Raw genomic sequence first — 19270 nt, 5'->3', positions numbered from 1 at the left:
TCAGGCGCCGGTGAGGCGCTCGCCGAGGTAGGTTTCGACGTTCTCGAGCGGCACGCGCTCCTGGGCCATCGTGTCGCGGTCACGCACAGTGACGGCGTCATCCTCGAGGGAGTCGAAGTCGACGGTGACGCAGAACGGGGTACCGATCTCGTCCTGTCGGCGGTAACGGCGACCGATCGCGCCTGCATCGTCGAAATCGACAGCCCAGTGCCCGCGCAAGCGATCAGCCAGTCCGCGGGCGAGCGGCGACAGGGCCTCGTTACGCGACAGCGGCAGCACGGCGACCTTGACCGGCGCCAGGCGCGGGTCAAGCTTCAAGACGGTCCGGGTGTCGGTGCCACCCTTCGCGTTGGGAACCTCTTCTTCGCGGTAAGCGTCGACGAGGAACGCCATCATGGCGCGAGTAAGCCCGAACGAAGGCTCGATGACATACGGGGTGTACTTCTCGCCCGAGGCTTGGTCGAAGTAGGTCAGGCTCTGCCCGGATGCCTCGGCATGGCTCTTCAGGTCGTAGTCGGTGCGGTTGGCGACCCCCATGAGCTCGCCCCACTCCTTGCCCGGGAACCCGAAGCGGTACTCGACGTCAATCGTGCCGGCGGAGTAGTGGGCGCGATCCTCCTCGGGCACATCGAAACGCCGCATGTTCGCTGGGTCGATACCGAGGTCGGTAAACCAGTCCCAGCACGCCTCGACCCAGTGGTCGAACCACTCCGGAGCCTCGGCCGGGGGTGTGAAGTACTCGATCTCCATCTGCTCGAACTCGCGGGTTCGGAAGATGAAGTTGCCGGGGGTGATTTCGTTGCGGAACGCCTTGCCGACCTGACCGATCCCGAAGGGCGGCTTCTTGCGGCTCGCGGTGAGCACGTTCGTGAAGTTCACGAAGATGCCCTGCGCGGTTTCGGGGCGGAGGTAGTACAGGCCCGACTCGTCGTCGACGACCCCGAGGTAGGTCTTGACCAGACCCGAGAACGCGCGGGGTTCGGTGTACTGGCCCTTCGTGCCGCAGTTGGGGCACGGCACGTCGGCCAGCCCGTTCTCGGCGGTGCGACCCTTGCGCGCCTCGAAGTCCTCGATGAGGTTGTCGGCGCGGAACCGCTTGTGGCACTGCAGGCACTCGACGAGGGGGTCGGTGAAGGTCGCGACGTGCCCGGATGCCTCCCACACGCGCTTGGGCAGGATGATCGAGGAATCGAGGCCGACCATGTCGCCGCGCCCGCGGACGAAGGTCTGCCACCACTGCCGACGGATGTTCTCCTTGAGCTCGGTGCCGAGGGGGCCGTAGTCCCATGCGGAGCGGGATCCCCCGTAGATCTCGCCTGCTTGGAAGACGAACCCGCGATGACGGGCGAGGGCGATCACTTTGTCGAGGCGGGACTGCTCGGCCACGGAGGAACTCCTGGGTCGGGGATGCGCTGCGCGCGAGGGTATCGCGGATGCCGCGACATCCGACGATTCTATCCGCCGCGACTCACAGGCCGCGTGCCGTACGCGACCGCGATGCTACTGCGTGATCGGCGCGACGACGTAGAGCAGCTGCGCCGTGCCGTCTTCCTGCTCGAGCAGAGTGACACCCACGGTGTAGTCCGAACCGGTGAACGACCAGATCTTCATCCCGCCGAAGTCGGACTCTGAGTCTGTCGTGTACTGAGACTTCAGTTGCTCGATGATGCCCTCCCCGTCGGAGACGCTCGGCAGGGTGTAGGTGACCGTGTAACCACCGTCGACCGCGAGTGCGGCCAAAGGTGATCCGGAGGGAAGCGGGATATCGGAGGGGAACCCCTCCGGCACGCTCGCACCGTTGCCGGCATCCACATCGACGCCGGTGGCGCCTTCGATGGCGTCCTCGACGGTGTTGTTGATGAGCTGCTCGACCGGGTTCACGCACCCGGTGAGGGCGATGGCTCCGACACTCAGCATGAGCGCGGCAGCGACGATTCGGGTCTTCATTGGTTGTCCTCCCCGGGAGCGCGCCGACGCTGAAATCGGCGTTCATCGACTCCCACCTCTGAGTGTGCCGACCCGCTCACCGCGCCGCAAGTGTCGTGATCACGCGGATCGAGAACTGCTCGAGGTCCCCGCGATGCCCAGCATCCGGGCGACTTCGCCGGAGCGCTGCGAGAACCCGATGAGATCGTCATCGTCGGCAGACGGCTGGAGCACCACGGTGGTGGCACCCGCCGCGAAGAAGGCCTCGACAGTCTCGGCGACGACCGAAACGTCGCCGACGACCCGATTGCGCTCGGCCGGGTCACCGGACGCCACAGAATCCTCCGTGAAGTGAGTGAGGAGGTACACCACGACGCAATGTTCGTCGGCGTGCTCGGCCGCCGCCGTGCGCACCCGGATCACCGCCTCGCGCAGCCGACTCGCACTCCAGCCCGAGGGGATGACGGTGCCATCCGCGAGAGCGCCCGAACTGTCGAGGGTCTTGGGGCCTTCGGCTGCAGCAAGAACCGGAATGGCGATCGCCGGCGGCCAGTCCAGGGCCACATCGTCGAGCCGCACATAGCGCCCGTCGATCGTGACGCGCTCCCCGGCAAGCAGGGCTCGCAGCGTCGGGAGATACTCCGCCATCAGGGTGAGAGGCGATGCGTGCCGCGCGCCGACCTGCGCCATCCAGCTCTGCACCCCGTGGCCCACGCCGCCGATAATGCGCCCGGGGAACAGCCGCGAGAGGGTGGCGAGCTCCATGGCCGTCAGCGCGACGTTTCGAAGCGGCATGGGCAGCACCCCGATGCCGACGGTGAGCTCGGTCGTTGCGGCGAGCGCCACGGCGGCCGAAGCTATACCGGACTCTCGGAAGCAGTCCTCCCACAGCCAGAGTTCGGGTACTCCCGCGTCCTCCACCGACTGGGCTACCTCCCGAAGGCGTTCAGGTGGAAAGGCAGGTTCGAACACGACACCGAGAGAGCGCATGAGCCCAACGCTAGAACCACGCGGCGACATTGCGCGGAATCTAGGAGCCGAACCCGCAGTACGCCGCCACGGCGCTCAGGATCTCGGCGCGCATGTCGGGCGACGCCGCCAGCTCGATCTGGCCGGCCTCGCCGCCGACGGTGACATCCACCGTGAAGATCGTGCCGCGCTTGTCTTCCTGCACGGCATGGGCGTCGCAGCGGAACGGTTCGAGCGCGATCTCCACGTCGCGTGGGGCGGTGTCGCCGGCAGCGAGCTGAATCTGCAACGGCAGCGCGGCATCCGCTCCTGTGCCCGCAGCGCCGAAGCCGAGGAGGTTGGTCGGTCGTATCGCGTCGATGGTGGCACCGCCCGCGCCGGTCGGAAGAGCCTCGAGGGTGAGGATGCCGACACCTCCGCCCGCACCGGCCTCGAAGCTCGTAAACGAGACAGCGGCTGCTTCGCCGAGCGCGCCGGCGAAGCACTCGCGCGCGTGCATTGCCGGCAGGAAATCGAGTGCGTCGGGAAGGTCTGCCCGCGCGACTCCGGAGCGAGCGTCCATGCGCCACGAGAACTCCACCGTCGACGCCGCCTCGTCGGGAACATCACAGGCCGGACCTGGGAGCTGGATACGAATGCCGACGGTACTGCCGGGGGCGATGACGCTCGTGCGTTGCAGCACGCGGTCGGCATCCGACTCAAAACGCGGGTCACTTACAGAGAGGGCCTCGACGCTCAGTGTCGAGTCGGTGCCGTTAGTGATCTCGACCTGGGCCTGATGCAGCGCGACATCCGACCGCTGCTGCACGAGCCGCACGCTCACCCCGTCAGGAAGGTCCTCGCTGGGGGCTGCCGACGCACACGCGGCCAGCCCCAGGACCAGCGCAGCACCCAGCATCCCGCCACCGATAAGACGCCGGCGCTGCGTGGTGGCGGCCTGGCCGGTCACCGGCGGAGCACCTCGCGGGCCACGGTCATATCCTCCAGTGCGACAGGGTCGATCTCGACCCCGAGCCCGGCTCCCGTGGGCACCCGCACGTGCCCGTCCTCGAGGACGGCGGGCTCGGTGACGATATCGCGGTCGTAGAACCGGGAGGATGCCGAGACATCGCCCGGCAGCGTGAATCCGGGGAGGGCCGCAAGCGCAGCGTTCGCGGCGCGACCTATGCCCGTCTCGAGCATCCCGCCGCACCAGACCGGAACGGCGGCCGTCCGGCACAGGTCGTGGATACGCACAGCCTCGAGGTAGCCGCCTACACGTCCCGCCTTGATGTTGATGACGGATGCCGAGCCGAGGGCGAGCGCATCGGCGGCGGCCTTCGACGACACGATCGATTCGTCCAGGCACACGGGGGTTCGCAGGCGCTGGGCGAGTCTCGCATGGTCGACGAGGTCGTCCTCCTGCAGGGGCTGCTCGATCAGGAGCAGGTCGAACCTGTCGAGCTCGGCGAGGGTGTCGGCATCGGCGACCGTGTAGGCAGAGTTCGCGTCGACCTGCAGCGGGATGTCACCCAAGGCATCCCGGACCGCCGCCGTGTCGGCGATGTCGCGACCAGGCTTGATCTTTATCTTGATGCGCACGTAGCCCTCGTCGAGGTATCCCCGAACGGAGTCGACCAGAGCGGACGGATCTCGCTGGATGCCGACACTCACGCCCGAAGGCACCCTGTCCCGTATGGCGCCCAGATGCGCGCCGAGCGAGGTGCCCGCCGATCGCAACGACGCGTCGAGGATCGCGAGTTCGAGCCCCGCTTTCGACATCCGGTGCCCGACGAAAGGCTCGAGGACGGAGGCGACGTCTTCGGGGGCGAGAGTGTGCTGATCCAACAGGGCGGGAATCAGAAAGCGCAGCGCGACGTCCCACGCCCCCTGCGTGTACTCGCTCGAGTACAGTGGCGACTCCTGCGTGACGATCTCACCCCAGCCGTCTCCGTCCGAGGTGAGCGCACGGACGACAATGACCTCGCGTACCGTCTCGGTGCCGAAGGATGTCGTGAACGGCGACACGAGCGGCAGGTGAAGCACGCGCAGCTCGATCCCCTCGAGCGCGACCTTCGGGGCGGGCTGTGCGATCGGCATGCGGCAAGGCTAATCCTCGTTAGGCCAGATCGTTCAGTCGCGCCATATTGCGGGTCACCCAACCCACACCCCACACGAAGGCGCGACCGAAACCGGCCCGCACGACTCAGGCGTCGACGATGAGATAGCCCCGACGCTCGTCGAAGCCGCCGACGCGGCGTCCGGCCGCCAGATGCGTCATCAGGGCATCGCGCACGCGTCGCCGCTCGACGGCCGCAGCTTCGGGTTCGCGCCGCCGCAGCGCCTCGATGTCGCGGGGAATGGCCACGGATGCCCGAACCTCGGCATCCGGCGGCGTAGGAACCGGCGGCGCCGCCAGTGCCCACGACACCATCAGCCGATCGGACTCGTCGCCACGGTTCACCCCGTCATCCATCGCGCCGTAGTGGTCCACGAGGTACTCCGTGACGCGCGCACCGAGCACGGCGAGATTGAAGTGGGCGTTTCGCGACACGAGCGGATCGAAGGTCCACGTCACATGCCCGATGCCGCGGCGCAACCCCCACTCCCGCTGGTGCTGCTTCAGCATCCGTCCGAAGCCCTGGCCCTGGGCGCTCGGCAGGAGGCCGGTGATGTGCGAGTGCATCGACCGAGCAGCGGGTTCGGCGAAGAAGGCGACGGATGCCCCCACCATGCGCTCACCCTCGAAGAGCCCCACCGCGTAGTTACCCGAGTGAGCGAGGGCACGCAACAGGTTCGGCGGCATGCCGGTGCGATCACCGCCCCACACTTCCGACAGCACAGCCGACGCCTCGAACACCTCGGCGACGGTGTCGAGCTCGCGGATGCTGAGCTGGGGCGATGCAGCGTCGCTCACGAGGCCCTCGATGTGGGCACAACGGGGATCGAGCCGGTCGGGGTGAGTTCGACGCCCGCAGTGATGACGTGCTCGGCGAACAGGCCCGGCCAGGCCATGACCCCGTAGGGCGTGCGGGCCACGATGAGGCGACTGTTCGGCATGAGCTCGTTGAGCCGGCTCGCGGTACGAAGCGGATGCGTCGGGTCGCCGGTCCACGCGAGGATCAGCGTCGGCACATCGATGCGGGCGAGCTCTTCCTTCGGTGGCAAATCGGCTGTCGCCGCTCCTCGGAGCACCGTCGGCAGGAGCGACTCATCGACCGCCGGAAGCGACTCGGGAGCATCCGCGAGGGCCGGCGGGACGGGAGCGGTGGAACCGAGCTTGACGAAAGCCTCGACACCGTGCCGTTCGATGAGATCAGCGTTCGTGCGATACACCTCGGCCTGCGCCCGCCTCGTTCCCCATGCCGTTGGCGGCACCATCAGGGTCAGGCTCGCGAAGCGCACCGGATCCTTCAGCGCCGCATGCAGCATCGTGCCGGTTCCCATAGACGGGCCGACGCCGTGGACCGCTTCACCGGGGGCGACGGCATCCAACACCGCCAGAAGGTCGTCGGCGAGGTTGTCCCACCGGTAGTCGGCTGGGTCTGCGGTGCCCGTCGAACCGCCATGACCGCGGGCGTCGAGCCGAAGAATCCGGTGACCCCGAAGCGCCCGGCCGAGGTCGAGTCCGAGGTGGCTGTCGCGGCTGCGGCTGGACATCAGCCCGTGCAGCTGAACGACGAGGGGACCGTCATCACCGGTCACATCGAAGTCGAGTGTGGCGCCTCGAATCCGCAGCGTGCTCACGTGCCCTCCCGGGCGTCCTCTGTGCGAAACGGTTGCCGCCTAGACTACGCGCGATGCGCTTGACGAACGTCGCCCGAATGACGCTGCCCCCGGGCCGAGTCCGCAGCCTCGTGTTCCCGGCCGAGGCGCTGCCAGACGCGGAGCCGTTGACCCTGTCGTTCGACCAGGGCCGACATGTCGCTGAAGGGGATCGCCCCGGGTCATGGATGGCGATCTCGTTTCGCCTGCGCACACCGGCGGCCCCCGACGAGATCGCTGACGCGTGGGCTGCCGTCGTCGACCGACACGGCACCCTGAGCACCGTGTTCGACCGAGACGTGAACGGAGCCGTGCAGGTGCGACCGGCACGACTGGGTGTCGGTCGATGGGTGACGCATCCGGCGCCGCCCGAGCGGCTGACGCGCGAAGTACTACGCGAGGTGCTCGACGACGGATGCCGCCCCTTTGCCACCCCCTCTCACCGGCTGTGCCTGATCGAACCCGGCGGCGGTGCTGATCCGACGATCGTGATCGCCTCCGACCACGCTCACGTCGACATGTGGTCTCTTCTCGTGCTTGCGCGGGACCTCGCCGAGGTCGTCGACGACGAGCGGGAGGACCGGGCACCGGGTGCTGCGCTGCCGGCAGCGCGAGCATTCGCCGACCACTCCGCAGAGCTTGCAGCCCGCCCGCCGGCGCCGGGAGACATCACGACCCGGTGGGCCGAGATCCTCGACGCCGAGGGCGGTCAGATGCCGCTGTTCCCCCTGACCCTGGGCGACGTCGCTGCAGCACGATCCGAGATCGTCGATGTGCGCGACGTGTTCGACGGCGCCGAGTTCGAGACCTTCTGCGAACGCGCCGCAGCCGCCGGAGTCAGGGCGATCGCCATCGCGGTGTCCGTCATGACACGCGTGAGCCTGGCGATGGGTGACCAACCACTGCGAGCTGTGTTCCCCGTCCACAGCCGGCACGACCCGCAGTGGCACGACTCGGTCGGCTGGTTCATCACGAACGCGGTGATCGAGTCATCCGACCCCTCTCCCCTGGCGTGCGCCCACGCCGTGAAGGAAGCGATCGGCCTCGGCTCGCATCCGCTCGGCCCGATCCTCGATCCGTATGGCGGCATGCCGGCAACCCCCGGAATGTTCGCGGTCTCGTGGCTCGATACCGGGCGACTCCCGATCGCGCCGGGCCGGCTCCGCGACATCCAGTACGTGTCTGCGGTCGTGCGCACCGACGGCGTCATGATCTGGTTCATCGCTAACAACACCGGCCTGCACCTGCGGTGCCGCTACCCCGATACGCCGGAGGCACGGCGCAACGTCGGGGCGTGGCTGGATGCCGTCCACTCCGGGCTGCGCGAAACGATCGGCGCGTGATCGGTTCGGTCGCGCCGTCATGAGGGCGAAACCATAACGCACCCGCGGCGCGGCGCGGCGCGGCGCGACCGAGGCTGACCTGTGCCCGGAGCAGGCGCTAGCCTGAGGCCCATGACGGCACCGACGCCCGAGGCCACGACGCCCACCGACACCCGCTTCTTCGGCCAGCCGCGGGCCCTCGCCACGATCTTCGGCGTCGAGATGTGGGAGCGCTTCAGCTTCTACGGCATGCAGGGGATCCTGCTGATCTACCTCTACTACTCGGCCGCGCAGGGTGGACTCGGGATCGACGAGGGGGTCGCGACCGGGATCGTCGGCGCGTACGGCGGCGCCGTCTACCTCTCGACGATCCTCGGCGCGTGGATCGCCGACCGGATACTCGGCTCGGAGCGCGTGCTGTTCTACAGCGCCGTGGTCATTATGCTCGGCCACATCGCCCTCGCGCTGCTGCCGGGACTGCTCGGCGTTGGCGTCGGCCTGGTGCTGGTCGCCGTCGGATCGGGAGGCCTCAAGGCCAACGCGACCTCGGTCGTAGGCACGCTCTACACGACGGACGACCCGCGCCGGGATGCCGGCTTCTCGCTCTTCTACCTGGGCATCAACCTCGGCGCCTTCCTCGGCCCGATCCTGACGGGCCTGCTCCAGTCGACTGCCGGTTTCCACTGGGGCTTCGGCCTCGCGGCTGTGGGGATGGCGATCGGTCTGATCCAGTACACCCTCGGTCGCAAGCGGATCCCGGCCGAGGCATCCGTCGTGCACAACCCGCTGCCTCGCAATCGCTACGCCCTCATGATCGGCGTTGCCGTGGGCGCAGTCATCGTCATCGCGATCCTGACGTTCGCGCGCGTGATCCGAGCAGACAACCTTGCCGATGTCGTCATCCTCGTCTCCCTCGCGGCGACGATCGCCTACTTCGTCGTGATCCTGAGCTCGCGCAAGGTGACAGCGGTCGAACGTTCGCGGGTGGTCGCGTTCATCCCGTTGTTCATCGTGAGCGTCGGGTTCTGGTCGCTGTACCAACAGCAGTTCACGGTCATGACGGTCTATTCCGACAAGCGCTTGAACCGAGACCTGTTCGGCTGGGAGATGCCGGTGCCGTGGGTGCAGTCGATCAACCCGATCTTCATCATCATCCTCTCGGGAGTCTTCGCGGCTCTGTGGACCAAGCTCGGCACACGCCAGCCGTCGACGCCCGTGAAGTTCGGACTCGCGGCCATCATCATGGGCGCCGCGTTCCTGCTGTTCCTGCCCTGGGCGGGAGGCGGTGAGAACACGACACCGCTCCTCGCGATCATCGGCATCCTGTTCGTGTTCACCGTCGCCGAACTCCTGCTCTCGCCGATCGGATTGTCGATCACGACCAAACTCGCTCCCAGTGCCTTCCGCACGCAGATGGTGGCCCTCTTCTTCCTGTCGGTTGCTCTGGGAACCGCGATCGCGGGCTGGCTCGCGCAGTTCTACGACCCACGCAACGAGGTGCCGTACTTCTCGAGCCTCGGGATCGCCGCGATCGTCTTGGGCGTCGCGCTGCTGCTGGCCGTGAAGCCCGTCCTGAAGCTGATGAAGGGCGTGCGCTGAGTCCAGCACGATCGGTGGCTGCGATCGACACACGAAGACCGATGGCACAGATCGGCGCTGCAGGGAGTGAGGACGAGCGCAGCACACGAGAGAATCGGTCCATGCCCACAGCCCAGCTTCCCCTCGATCACGCGTGCCTCATCGTCCACGGCACGGACTCCCCCGGCATCGTCGCGGCGGTCTCGGCTCTGATCACGCGGCAGGGCGCGAACATCGTGCAGTTCGATCAGTACTCCGACAACCCTGCCGGCGGCGCCTACTTCCAGCGCGTCGTCTTTCACCGGCCAGGCCTGCGCGAGGCACTGCCCGCGATCGAAGCGGACCTCGACGAGACTCTCGGCACCGGGTTCGATCTTCACTGGTCGATCACCGATCAGTCGGTCCCGAAGCGGATGGCGATCCTCGCCTCGAAGCAGGACCACTGCCTCCTCGACCTGCTGTGGCGGCACCGCCGGGGCGAGTTGCCGGTGGAGATCCCCGTCGTCATCTCGAACCACACGGATGCCGAGGCTGATGTCGAGGGGTTCGGCATCCCGTTCGTGCACGTGCCCTCGGTCGCCGGACCCGACAAGAGCGCCAGCGAAGCGCGCATCCTCGAGGTGCTGGCGAACGCGGGCGCCGACTTCGTCGTTCTGGCGCGCTACATGCAGATCCTCAGCGGCGAGTTCCTCGAGCGCGTGGGCGTGCCCGTGATCAACATCCACCACTCGTTCCTTCCCGCCTTCATCGGTGCCCAGCCGTACCGCCAGGCCAAAGCCCGGGGCGTGAAGCTCATCGGGGCAACGTCGCACTACGTGACGACCGACCTCGACGAGGGACCGATCATCGAGCAAGACATCGTGCGGGTCACGCACGCCCAGACCGCCGCCGACCTGGAGCGACGCGGCGCAGACGTCGAACGCGCCGTGCTCTCGCGCGCCGTGCTCTGGCACGCGCAAGACCGTGTCATCCGTCACGGAAACCACACCATCGTCTTCTGACCGCTCGCCCTCCCCGGCGCACATTGTCGCGACAACGAGGCGCCGGATAGGCTCACGGAGTCCCCCCATCTCGAGGAAGAGGCAGCTCATGGCCATTGCCGTAACGAATCCTGCGACCGGCGAAGTCATCGAGACCTTCGAGCCGCACGATGAGGCCGAGGTCGAACGTCGCATCGCGGCAGCTCAATCGGCATTCGTGGCGCTGCGCGACACGACGTTCGCCGAGCGCGCGGGATGGATGCGCCGCGCCGCCGAACTGCTGGAAGCCGATGTCGACGAGATGGCGCGCACCATCACGATCGAGATGGGGCGCCCCCTCGCCCAGTCTCGAGCCGAGGTGCTCAAGTGCGCTCGGGGATGCCGGTTCTACGCCGACAACGCCGAGGACTTCCTCGCAGCCGAGACGCTCGCTGACCCGTCCTCGGTGAAGGCGTCCGCGGCCGGAACCCGCTGGGCGCCGCTGGGCATCGTGCTCGCCGTCATGCCGTGGAACTATCCGCTGTGGCAGGTCATGCGCTTTGCCGCCCCGGCACTCATGGCTGGCAATACGGGGCTACTCAAGCACGCTTCGAACGTTCCCCGCTCGGCGCTCTACCTCGACACACTGTTCGAGCGCGCCGGTTTCCCCGTCGGCTCGTTCCACACGCTGCTCATCCCGGCATCCGGGGTCGAGCGGGTCCTGCGCGACTCACGGGTGGTTGCGGCCACGCTCACCGGATCGGAACCCGCGGGCCGATCTTTGGCCTCGATCGCGGGCAGCGAGGTCAAGCACGTCGTGCTCGAACTCGGCGGCTCGGATCCGTTCGTGGTTATGCCGACGGCGGACCTCGAGGCGGCGGCATCGGTCGCGGTGACCGCACGCAACCAGAACAACGGACAGTCCTGCATCGCAGCCAAGCGGTTCATCGTCCACACTGACATCTACGACGATTTCGTGGCGCGGTTCGTGGAGAAGACCGCAGCGCTGCGCGTCGGCGACCCCCTCGACGAGGGCACCGACGTGGGACCCGTTGCGACCGAAAGTGGCCGGGACGAACTCGCTGAGCTCGTCGATGATGCCCTCTCGCGCGGCGCCGAGGCGTTGACCGGCGGCTCGGTCCCCGACCGACCGGGCTGGTTCTACCCGCCGACGGTCCTCGCCGGTATCACGCGGGATATGCGCCTGTTCCAGGAGGAGGCCTTCGGCCCTGTAGCCACGGTGTTTCGCGTCGACTCCCGTGAGGAGGCCGTCGAGATCGCCAACGCGACGACGTTCGGGCTGTCCTCCTCGCTGTGGAGCACCGACGACGACGAGATCGAGTGGTTCGTCGACCGCATCGAAGCCGGCGCCGTGTTCGTCAACGGCATGACCGTCTCGCACCCGGAATTGCCGTTCGGGGGCATCAAGAACTCTGGCGTCGGGCGAGAGCTTGCCGCTGCCGGCATCCGTGAGTTCATGAACCTGAAGACGGTCTGGCGCGCCTGAGGTTCGTCGTCAGGGAAGGATGACGATCTTGCCCGGCTCGTGTGAGGACTCGAGCGCCTGGAACGCCTCCACCACGTCGTCCAGCGGGTACGTGGCCACAACCGGGAAGACGATTGTGCCGGCCGCGATGTCCTCGCCGAGAGCGCGGAGGTTCTCGGGGGTGCGGGCTGCCCGCTCGACGTTATGCGCGCCGAGCTCGTCGAGGGCCGCATAGGCGGCGATCGCGACCATCCGGTCAGCGGCAACGCCGAGGGCAACACCGGCATCGAGCGCATCGCGGCCGTGGCAGTCCATGACCGCGGTGATCTCGCCGAGGTCACGCACTCGGTCGGCGAGACCCGTGCCGTACTCAACCGGCTCGACACCGAGCGACCGCAAGAAGTCGTGGTTGGCCACGGATGCCGAACCGATCACCCGCGCGCCGCGGGCGATCGCAAGCTGCGACGCCACGAGCCCGACAGCGCCGCTCGCGCCGCCCACCAGCACGACATCGTCCTCGCCGACCGGCACCGTAGCCAGACACGAAACCGCCGTGAGACCGGCAACATGCAGGCCACCCGCCACCTCGACCGCGAGCCCCTCGGGCCGCCGTGCGATCTCTGCGGCATTCGCGATCACCTGCTCGGCGATCGCACCCGCAGCGCGACCCATGACGGCATCCCCGACAGCGACCGGCGTGCCATCCGGGTAGGCAGCCCCCTCACCGACCGCGATGACAGTGCCGGCGAAGTCTCCACCGATGCGTCGCGGGAACGGAGCATCCGACGGAATGAACCCGCCGCGAGCCTTGGCATCGTAGGGGTTCAGCCCGGCAGCTTCGACGGCGACCAGCACCTTCCCGGCTCCTGGGGAGGGCTCCTCTGTCTCCGTGACGAACAGGACTTCCGGCCCCCCGACTTCGTTGTACATCGCTGCGCGGCTCATACCTTGAGCGTAGTCACGCCACTCCGTCTGTGGGCCGAGAGAGGGCTATGCAGATTCGCAGGGATGCCTCGGCCGCTGCACGGCTGAGCGGCGCGTGCCAAGCTGTCGGCATGGCGAATTCGCCCACCGGTGACTCGATGACCGAGCGCATCGTGCGTGTTCTGGAGACGTTCACCTCCGAACGCGCTGTGCAGTCGGCATCCGAGATCGGGCGGCGATCCGGGCTGCCGTCCTCCAGCGCCCACCGCATCGTCGATGATCTGGTCTCGGCAGGTCTGCTCGATCGCGACGAAGACGCCCAGGTGCGCCTCGGCATGCGCCTGTGGGAACTCGCCCTGCGCGGATCCTCGGCGCTGCGCCTGCGCACAGCGGCTCTTCCTCACATGGAGACGGTGCAGGCCACCATCCGCGAGCACACGCAGTTAGCCGTGCGCGAGAAGGATGAGGCGCTCTTCATCGAACGCCTTTCGCATCCGGATGCCGGAGCCAATATCACCCGCATCGCCGGCAGGCTTCCGCTGCACGCCTCATCGTCGGGCCTCGTGCTCCTCGCCTACGCGCCGGCAGCGGTTCGCGCGAGCGTCCTGGGCAGTCCGCTTCGCGCTGTCTCACGTGAGACCATCACCGACCCGCGGATACTCGAGCGCGTCATCGCGGGGATCCGGCGCGACGGTGTCGCTGTCGCTCCCGGCTCGATCCAGTCCGTCTCCACGGGTGTGGCAGTGCCGCTTCGTCACGAGGGTGAGGTCGTGGCCGCGTTGTCTGTCGTACTTCCCCGGGAGGCTGATCCGGCGCCGGCGGTTACCGCGCTGCGTGGTGCTGTTGCGGCGATCGAGAGCGATCTACGGCGGCAGCGGCTCTGACCGCAGGAACTCCCGTTCAATGGGAATCTCGGGGCCGCACCCGGCGGTCTGATGCAGACTCGGCGAAGACCCGCATCCGTCGAAGGAGACGCCATGTCCACCGTCCGCACTCAGGTAGCCATCGTCGGCGCCGGCCCCGCCGGCCTGCTGCTCTCACACCTCCTCGCCGCCCGAGGCATCGAGTCGATCGTGCTCGATCAGCGCTCGCGCGAAGAGATCGAGAAGACAATCCGCGCCGGCATCCTCGAGTACCCCACCGTGCAGCTCCTGGACGAGACCGGCGCATCACCCCGCGTGAAGACCGTGGGCCAGCGCCACGACGGCATCGAGCTGCGCTTCCAGGGCGAGGGTCACCGTATCGACTTCCCCACGCTCACGGGCCGCAGCGTCTGGCTCTTCCCCCAGCACGAAGCCCTCATCGACATGATCGCTGTGCGTCTGGCAGCGGGGCAGGATCTGCGGTTCGGTGTCACTGTCGACCGTGTCGACGACATCGAGACCGATCGCCCCCGCGTGTTTGCGACAAACCCTGACGGTTCGCCACTCGAGATCGAAGCTGACTTCATCGTCGGTGGCGATGGCTCCCGCAGCCTGGTCCGCGCCGCCGTCACGGGATCGTCGACCGGTGGATACTTCCGCGAGTACCCCTTCGCCTGGTTCGGCATCCTGTGCGAAGCGCCGCCCAGCTCCGAGGAACTGATCTACAGCAACTCTCCCAACGGCTTCGCTCTCATCAGCCAGCGCAGCGCCACGGTGCAGCGGATGTACTTCCAGTGCGATCCCGAAACCGACCCGACTGTCATGAGCGAGGCCGAGATCTGGGAGACCCTGCAATCGTGCGTTCCCGGCACGACACTGCAAGAGGGGCCGATCTTCCAGCGCGACGTGCTGCGGTTCCGCAGCTTCGTGGCCTACGAACTGCGCCGCGGACGCGCCGCCCTGGTCGGGGATGCCGCCCACACCGTTCCGCCGACCGGCGCCAAGGGCATGAACCTCGCCGTCGCCGACGTGGTGCTGCTCGACCGCGCGTTGGGCGCGCTACTGAACGAGGGCGACGAGCGACTGCTGGACTCCTACGCCGAGACGGCCCTGCAGCGTATCTGGAAAGCGCAGCACTTCTCGTGGTGGATGACGAGCATGCTGCATCTCACTCCGGAGGCATCCGACTTCGACCGACGCCGTCAGATCGGCGAACTGCGGTCGGTCGTCGAGTCCGAAGCAGGCCAGACCTACCTCGCTGAGGCGTACACGGGCTGGCCGTTCGCGTAGCGAGCAATGCTCAGCGGTCGGGGGCGACCTCGACCGCTCCGGCCATGACGCGAAGCGCGTGCGCGAGGGCTTCACGCTCGGAGCCGTCCAGGGCCCCGAACATCTCGCTCTCGACCTCGCGGGCGATCTCCTGCGCCTGGGCGAGCAGGTCGCGACCAGCCGGGGTTGCGACCACCACGTTGGCTCGCCGGTCGTTGGGGTCGGGCTCACGCTCGACAAGTCCGCGGGACTGGAGCTCATCGATCAGCGCGACGATCTGGCTCGGGTCCAGTCGCAGAAACTCCGAGAGCTCGCGCTGGGACGGACGGGCGTTGTTCACGGCGATCGCCAACACCGAATACGCGCGCACGCGCAGATCGACCGACTGGAGCGCCGCGTTGACCCGCGAGAGCGACACCGCATTCGCGCGCGCCAGCAGGAACGCGAGGTCGTCTCCGACTGGGGTGCGCCACAGACGCTCCGAGCGGACGGGCGGCTCTGTCCCCCGCGCCTGATCGTTTGCTGCGGACACCCGGCGATTGTAGCAATTCGCTGCCGAAAACAATCGTTGAACTTGACAATCATTTGAGGACGCAGCCACAATCCTCACCATGAGCAGCGTCGCCGTACCCCGCACGATCTTCGACGAGTCCCACGCCGACTTCCGAGACACCGTTCGCCGGTTCGTCCAGCGCGAGGTGTCGCCCCACCTGGATGCCTGGACAGAAGCCGGACGCGTCGATCGGACCCTCTTCGCGAAGGCTGGCGAGACCGGACTGCTCGGAATCTCGGCCCCGGCTAGCAACGGAGGCGGGGACGTCGACGATTTCCGCTACAACGCGATCATGATCGAGGAGCTCGCCGCTGCCGGCGCGACAGCGGTCTCGATGTCGTTGTGCGGAATCAACGACCTCATCGCGCCCTACCTCATTGCGTTCGGCTCAGAGCAGCAGCAGGACCGCTGGCTGAGCCCTCTGGTCGCGGGTGAGAAGATCGGTGCTATCGCGATGACCGAGCCGGGGACGGGGTCGGATCTCGCATCCATCTCGACGACCGCGCGGCGCGACGGAGACGATTTCGTCCTGACCGGGTCCAAGACCTTCATCTCCAACGGACTGCTGGCAGATTTCGTGATCGTGGTTGCACGCACGGACCCCGACGCCGGCCGCGCGGGCTTCAGCCTTCTCATTGTGGAGGACGGCATGCCCGGCTTCACTCGCAGCGGCCCCCTGAAGAAGATCGGGCTGAGCGCACAAGACACTGCCGAGCTGTCGTTCGCTGAGGTTCGAGTACCCGCCGCGAACATTCTCGGAGCGCCCGGCGACGGGTGGATGCAGCTGCGCCACAATCTGCCGATCGAGCGCTTGCACATCGCCGTGACCTCGATGGCGAGGATGCGCGCGACCTTCGACCAGGCCCTCGCCTACGCGAAACAGCGCACCGCGTTCGGTCAGCGGATCGCGGACTTTCAGGCGAACCGCTTCTACCTGGCGGAGCTTGCGACCCAGATCGAAGTAGCGCAAGTGTTCGTCGACCGCTGCATCCTGGATGCCGCGCACGGCCAGCTCGACGAAGTGACCGCGGCGATGGCGAAGTGGTGGGTGACCGAGCTGCACCAGAAGGTCATCGACCGAGCTCTGCAGTTGCACGGCGGGTACGGGTACACGAGGGAGTACCCGGTCGCCCACGACTACCTCGACTCTCGCGTCGCCACCATCTATGGCGGCACGACCGAGATCATGAAAGAGATCATCGGCCGCCGCCTGACACGCGAGTGAGACAGCACCGCACGCTGGCAAAGATCAATCGTTGACTATTGCAATGAAATCGGATTGACTAGGCGCTGTCGGCCAGGGCCGAGAGTGCCTCGAGAAGCAAGGGAGCGCCATGTCGCTGCAGGGCAAAGTCGCCATCGTCACCGGATCGGGTCGAGGTCTGGGCCTCGCCTACGCTCAGGAACTCGCTCGACAGGGTGCGGCAGTGGTCGTCAATGACGTCGACGACCAGACTGCCGCCGACGCCGTAGCCACGATCGAAGCCGAGGGCGGCCGTGCCACCGCGGTGGTCGCTCCCGTTGGACCGACCGAGACTGCACAGAAGCTGCTGGCCGCCGCGCTCGAGACCTTCGGCGGTGTCGACATCCTCGTCACCAACGCTGGAGTGCTGCGCGACAAGACGCTCTGGAAGATGACCGACGACGACTTCGACACCGTCATCGGTGTCCACCTGCGGGGCACCTTCACATGTGTCCGTGAGGTCGCCACGCACCTGCGCGAGGCCGGCAAGCCAGGCCGCATCATCTGCATCGGCTCACCGACAGGCCAGCGCGGAAACTTCGGGCAGACCAACTACGCCGCTGCCAAGGCCGGCATCGTCGGCATGGTGCGCACCTGGGCGCTCGAGCTCAAGAAGGCAGGGATCACCGCCAACGCCGTCATCCCCGTCGCAGCCACGGCCATGACTGCCACGGTCCCCTACTTCGCCGCCGCCGTCGAGGCATCCGAGCGCGGTGAGACCATGCCCGCGTTCTTCCGCCACGACCTGGGGTTCGGCACCTCCGAGGATGTCGCAGGAGTCATCGCTTACCTCGCATCCGACGACGCCGCCCACATCACCGGTCAGGCGATCGGCGTGGGAGGAGACCGCATCCAGCTGTGGTCGCACCCCGAGCCGGTCGTCACCGCCTACCACGAGGGCGGATGGAGCACCGATGCCCTTCAGGCTGAAGCTCACGAACTGTTCGACGGGCAGCTGCAATCCGTCGGCGAGACCTTCCCGCCGCTTCCGGAGGAGCTGCAGCGGTGACGACCCGCTACGAGCCGGCAATCGATGTCGAGGCCCTGAGGGCCATCGATGTGCATGTGCACATCGAGATCGACGAGCACGGGCACTCCTCCCTTCCGGATGACCTTGCCGAGGCGGCCTCGAAGTACTTCCGCACCGACGGCCCACGACCCGACCTCGACTCGATCGCGCAGTACTACCGTGAACGCTCGATGGCAGCTGTCGTGTTCACCGTGGACTCGGAGTCGGCCCTCGGGCATCAGCCCATCTCGAGCATTGAAATCGCCGAGGGAGCGGCGCGCAACAACGACGTCCTGATCCCGTTCGGCTCGGTCGACCCGCGCAAGGGACCCGCAGCGATCGAGACGGCACGGCGCCTCATCGAAGACCACGGCGTGCGCGGGTTCAAGTTCCACCCGACCGTGCAGGGCTTCGATCCGAGCGACCCGGTCTACGCGCCGCTGTATGCCGTGCTCGAGGATGCCGGCGTTGTCGCCCTCTTCCACACCGGCCAGACCGGGATCGGAGCGGGGATGCCAGGCGGCCGCGGCTTCCGGCTCGGGCTGTCCAACCCGATGCTGCTCGACGGCGTCGCCGCCGACTTCCCCGCGCTGCAGATCATCATGGCCCACCCCTCCGTGCCGTGGCAGGACGAGGCACTCTCGGTCGCAACGCACAAGCACAATACGTGGATCGATCTGTCGGGCTGGAGCCCCAAGTACTTTCCCGAGAGCCTCGTGCGCGCCGCGAACTCGTACCTGAAGGATCGGGTCCTGTTCGGCACTGACTTCCCGCTTCTGACTCCCGAACGCTGGTTCGCGGATGCCGAGAAGACCGCCCTGAAGCCGGAGGTCATGCCCGGCATCCTCAAGAACAACGCCGCCCGGCTGCTGGGCTTGACGGCAGCCGCCTGATCCACCCGTACCACCTCAAGGAGACACCATGACGACCACCGTTGCCTTCGCCGATCTGAACACCCTCGTGGGTACCGACCTGGGCTACTCCGACTGGTTCGAGGTCACCCAGGACCGCATCAACACGTTCGCTGATGCCACTGACGACCACCAGTGGATCCACGTCGACCCCGAGCGCGCAAAGGAGGGACCCTTCGGTGCGCCGATCGCGCACGGCTTCCTCACGCTGTCGCTGTTCATCCCGATGTGGGTGGATCTCCTGGACGTGCAGGGCGCTGGAACGAAGGTCAACTACGGCCTCGACAAAGTGCGCTTCGTCTCGCCCGTTGCCGCCGGCTCACGGGTGCGCCTGACCGCCACGATTGCCGAAGTCACCGAGGTCGGCGGCGGGATCCAGCTCGTCGTCGACGGCACGATCGAGATCGAGGGTGGAACCAAGCCCGCGGTCGTGCTGCGGAGTCTGCAGCGCCTGTACGCCTAACCGGAGGCGGGGCTCGGCGCCCCACTTCCGCATCGATTGATTCACCGACGA

19 protein-coding genes are annotated in these 19270 nt (G+C 67.4%); 10 read left to right on the top strand and 9 right to left on the bottom strand.

Going from position 1 to position 19270, the window contains the following annotated elements; translation table 11 throughout:
• The 7 genes from ACQVDU_RS08110 to ACQVDU_RS08080 all read right to left on the bottom strand — a co-directional run bounded on the left by ACQVDU_RS08110 (position 1) and on the right by ACQVDU_RS08080 (position 6621).
• Entirely contained in the window at positions 1-1386 is a 1386-nt protein-coding gene (locus tag ACQVDU_RS08110) for a glycine--tRNA ligase (protein ID WP_347425242.1), read from the bottom strand.
• Between the two features lie 114 nt (positions 1387-1500).
• The gene (locus ACQVDU_RS08105) at positions 1501-1947 is read right to left on the bottom strand and encodes a hypothetical protein (RefSeq protein ID WP_443476814.1); all 447 of its coding nucleotides are present in this window, start codon (positions 1945-1947) and stop codon (positions 1501-1503) included.
• Between the two features lie 99 nt (positions 1948-2046).
• Positions 2047-2916, bottom strand: coding sequence for an LLM class flavin-dependent oxidoreductase (locus tag ACQVDU_RS08100; RefSeq protein WP_443476813.1), 870 nt, complete (start codon positions 2914-2916; stop codon positions 2047-2049).
• Between the two features lie 40 nt (positions 2917-2956).
• Positions 2957-3844, bottom strand: a complete 888-nt coding sequence (locus ACQVDU_RS08095) for a hypothetical protein (protein ID WP_443476812.1) — start codon at positions 3842-3844, stop codon at positions 2957-2959.
• On the bottom strand, positions 3841-4974 hold the full coding sequence (gene menC, locus ACQVDU_RS08090) for an o-succinylbenzoate synthase (RefSeq protein WP_443476811.1): 1134 nt from the start codon (positions 4972-4974) through the stop codon (positions 3841-3843). The genes ACQVDU_RS08095 and menC overlap by 4 nt, the downstream gene beginning before the upstream one ends.
• A gap of 106 nt (positions 4975-5080) precedes the next feature.
• Positions 5081-5791: a GNAT family N-acetyltransferase gene (locus tag ACQVDU_RS08085; protein WP_443476810.1), complete on the bottom strand. Its 711-nt coding sequence runs from the start codon at positions 5789-5791 to the stop codon at positions 5081-5083.
• Positions 5788-6621 (bottom strand): alpha/beta fold hydrolase, encoded by an 834-nt coding sequence (locus ACQVDU_RS08080; protein WP_443476809.1) that lies wholly within the window; start codon positions 6619-6621, stop codon positions 5788-5790. Before ACQVDU_RS08080 ends, ACQVDU_RS08085 begins: the two co-directional genes overlap by 4 nt.
• Positions 6622-6674: 53 nt before the next feature.
• On the opposite strand from ACQVDU_RS08080, the gene ACQVDU_RS08075 reads away from it, so the two are divergent.
• The 4 genes from ACQVDU_RS08075 (at position 6675) to ACQVDU_RS08060 (ending at position 12005) form a co-directional block, all read left to right on the top strand.
• Positions 6675-7982: a peptide synthetase gene (locus ACQVDU_RS08075; RefSeq protein WP_443476808.1), complete on the top strand. Its 1308-nt coding sequence runs from the start codon at positions 6675-6677 to the stop codon at positions 7980-7982.
• 111 nt (positions 7983-8093) lie between these two features.
• Positions 8094-9560, top strand: coding sequence for a peptide MFS transporter (locus tag ACQVDU_RS08070; protein WP_443476807.1), 1467 nt, complete (start codon positions 8094-8096; stop codon positions 9558-9560).
• A gap of 101 nt (positions 9561-9661) precedes the next feature.
• Positions 9662-10540 carry a formyltetrahydrofolate deformylase gene (purU, locus tag ACQVDU_RS08065; protein ID WP_443476806.1) on the top strand — a complete coding sequence of 293 codons (879 nt, stop codon included), beginning with the start codon at positions 9662-9664 and terminating at the stop codon, positions 10538-10540.
• Between the two features lie 88 nt (positions 10541-10628).
• Complete coding sequence (locus tag ACQVDU_RS08060; protein ID WP_443476805.1) at positions 10629-12005, top strand: NADP-dependent succinic semialdehyde dehydrogenase; 1377 nt, start codon at positions 10629-10631, stop codon at positions 12003-12005.
• Between the two features lie 9 nt (positions 12006-12014).
• On the opposite strand, the gene ACQVDU_RS08055 is transcribed toward ACQVDU_RS08060, so the two are convergent.
• Complete coding sequence (locus tag ACQVDU_RS08055; RefSeq protein WP_443476804.1) at positions 12015-12929, bottom strand: NADP-dependent oxidoreductase; 915 nt, start codon at positions 12927-12929, stop codon at positions 12015-12017.
• A gap of 110 nt (positions 12930-13039) precedes the next feature.
• On the opposite strand from ACQVDU_RS08055, the gene ACQVDU_RS08050 reads away from it, so the two are divergent.
• Positions 13040-13792: an IclR family transcriptional regulator gene (locus ACQVDU_RS08050; RefSeq protein ID WP_443476803.1), complete on the top strand. Its 753-nt coding sequence runs from the start codon at positions 13040-13042 to the stop codon at positions 13790-13792.
• 93 nt (positions 13793-13885) lie between these two features.
• A complete protein-coding gene (locus tag ACQVDU_RS08045) occupies positions 13886-15061 on the top strand; it encodes a 4-hydroxybenzoate 3-monooxygenase (RefSeq protein ID WP_443476802.1) in 1176 nt (391 codons plus the stop codon).
• Positions 15062-15071: 10 nt separating this feature from the next.
• Here ACQVDU_RS08045 and ACQVDU_RS08040 read toward each other — a convergent pair whose 3' ends face one another.
• A complete protein-coding gene (locus tag ACQVDU_RS08040) occupies positions 15072-15572 on the bottom strand; it encodes a MarR family winged helix-turn-helix transcriptional regulator (RefSeq protein WP_443476801.1) in 501 nt (166 codons plus the stop codon).
• 79 nt (positions 15573-15651) lie between these two features.
• Between ACQVDU_RS08040 and ACQVDU_RS08035 the strand changes: the two genes are divergently transcribed.
• From ACQVDU_RS08035 to ACQVDU_RS08020, 4 genes are all read left to right on the top strand, one after another.
• Positions 15652-16818, top strand: coding sequence for an acyl-CoA dehydrogenase family protein (locus ACQVDU_RS08035; RefSeq protein ID WP_363494025.1), 1167 nt, complete (start codon positions 15652-15654; stop codon positions 16816-16818).
• A 109-nt stretch (positions 16819-16927) separates the two neighbouring features.
• Positions 16928-17845 (top strand): SDR family oxidoreductase, encoded by a 918-nt coding sequence (locus ACQVDU_RS08030; RefSeq protein ID WP_363494027.1) that lies wholly within the window; start codon positions 16928-16930, stop codon positions 17843-17845.
• Positions 17842-18738 carry an amidohydrolase family protein gene (locus tag ACQVDU_RS08025; RefSeq protein WP_443476800.1) on the top strand — a complete coding sequence of 299 codons (897 nt, stop codon included), beginning with the start codon at positions 17842-17844 and terminating at the stop codon, positions 18736-18738. The genes ACQVDU_RS08030 and ACQVDU_RS08025 overlap by 4 nt, the downstream gene beginning before the upstream one ends.
• 28 nt (positions 18739-18766) lie before the next feature.
• Entirely contained in the window at positions 18767-19219 is a 453-nt protein-coding gene (locus ACQVDU_RS08020) for a MaoC family dehydratase (RefSeq protein WP_363494031.1), read from the top strand.
• The last annotated feature ends 51 nt before the right edge of the window (positions 19220-19270 follow it).

Source organism: Microbacterium sp. F2 (assembly GCF_052274505.1).
GTDB lineage: Bacteria > Actinomycetota > Actinomycetes > Actinomycetales > Microbacteriaceae > Microbacterium.
The sequence above is the reverse complement of the archived record's forward strand: the minus strand, read 5'-3'. Positions and strand labels throughout refer to the sequence as shown.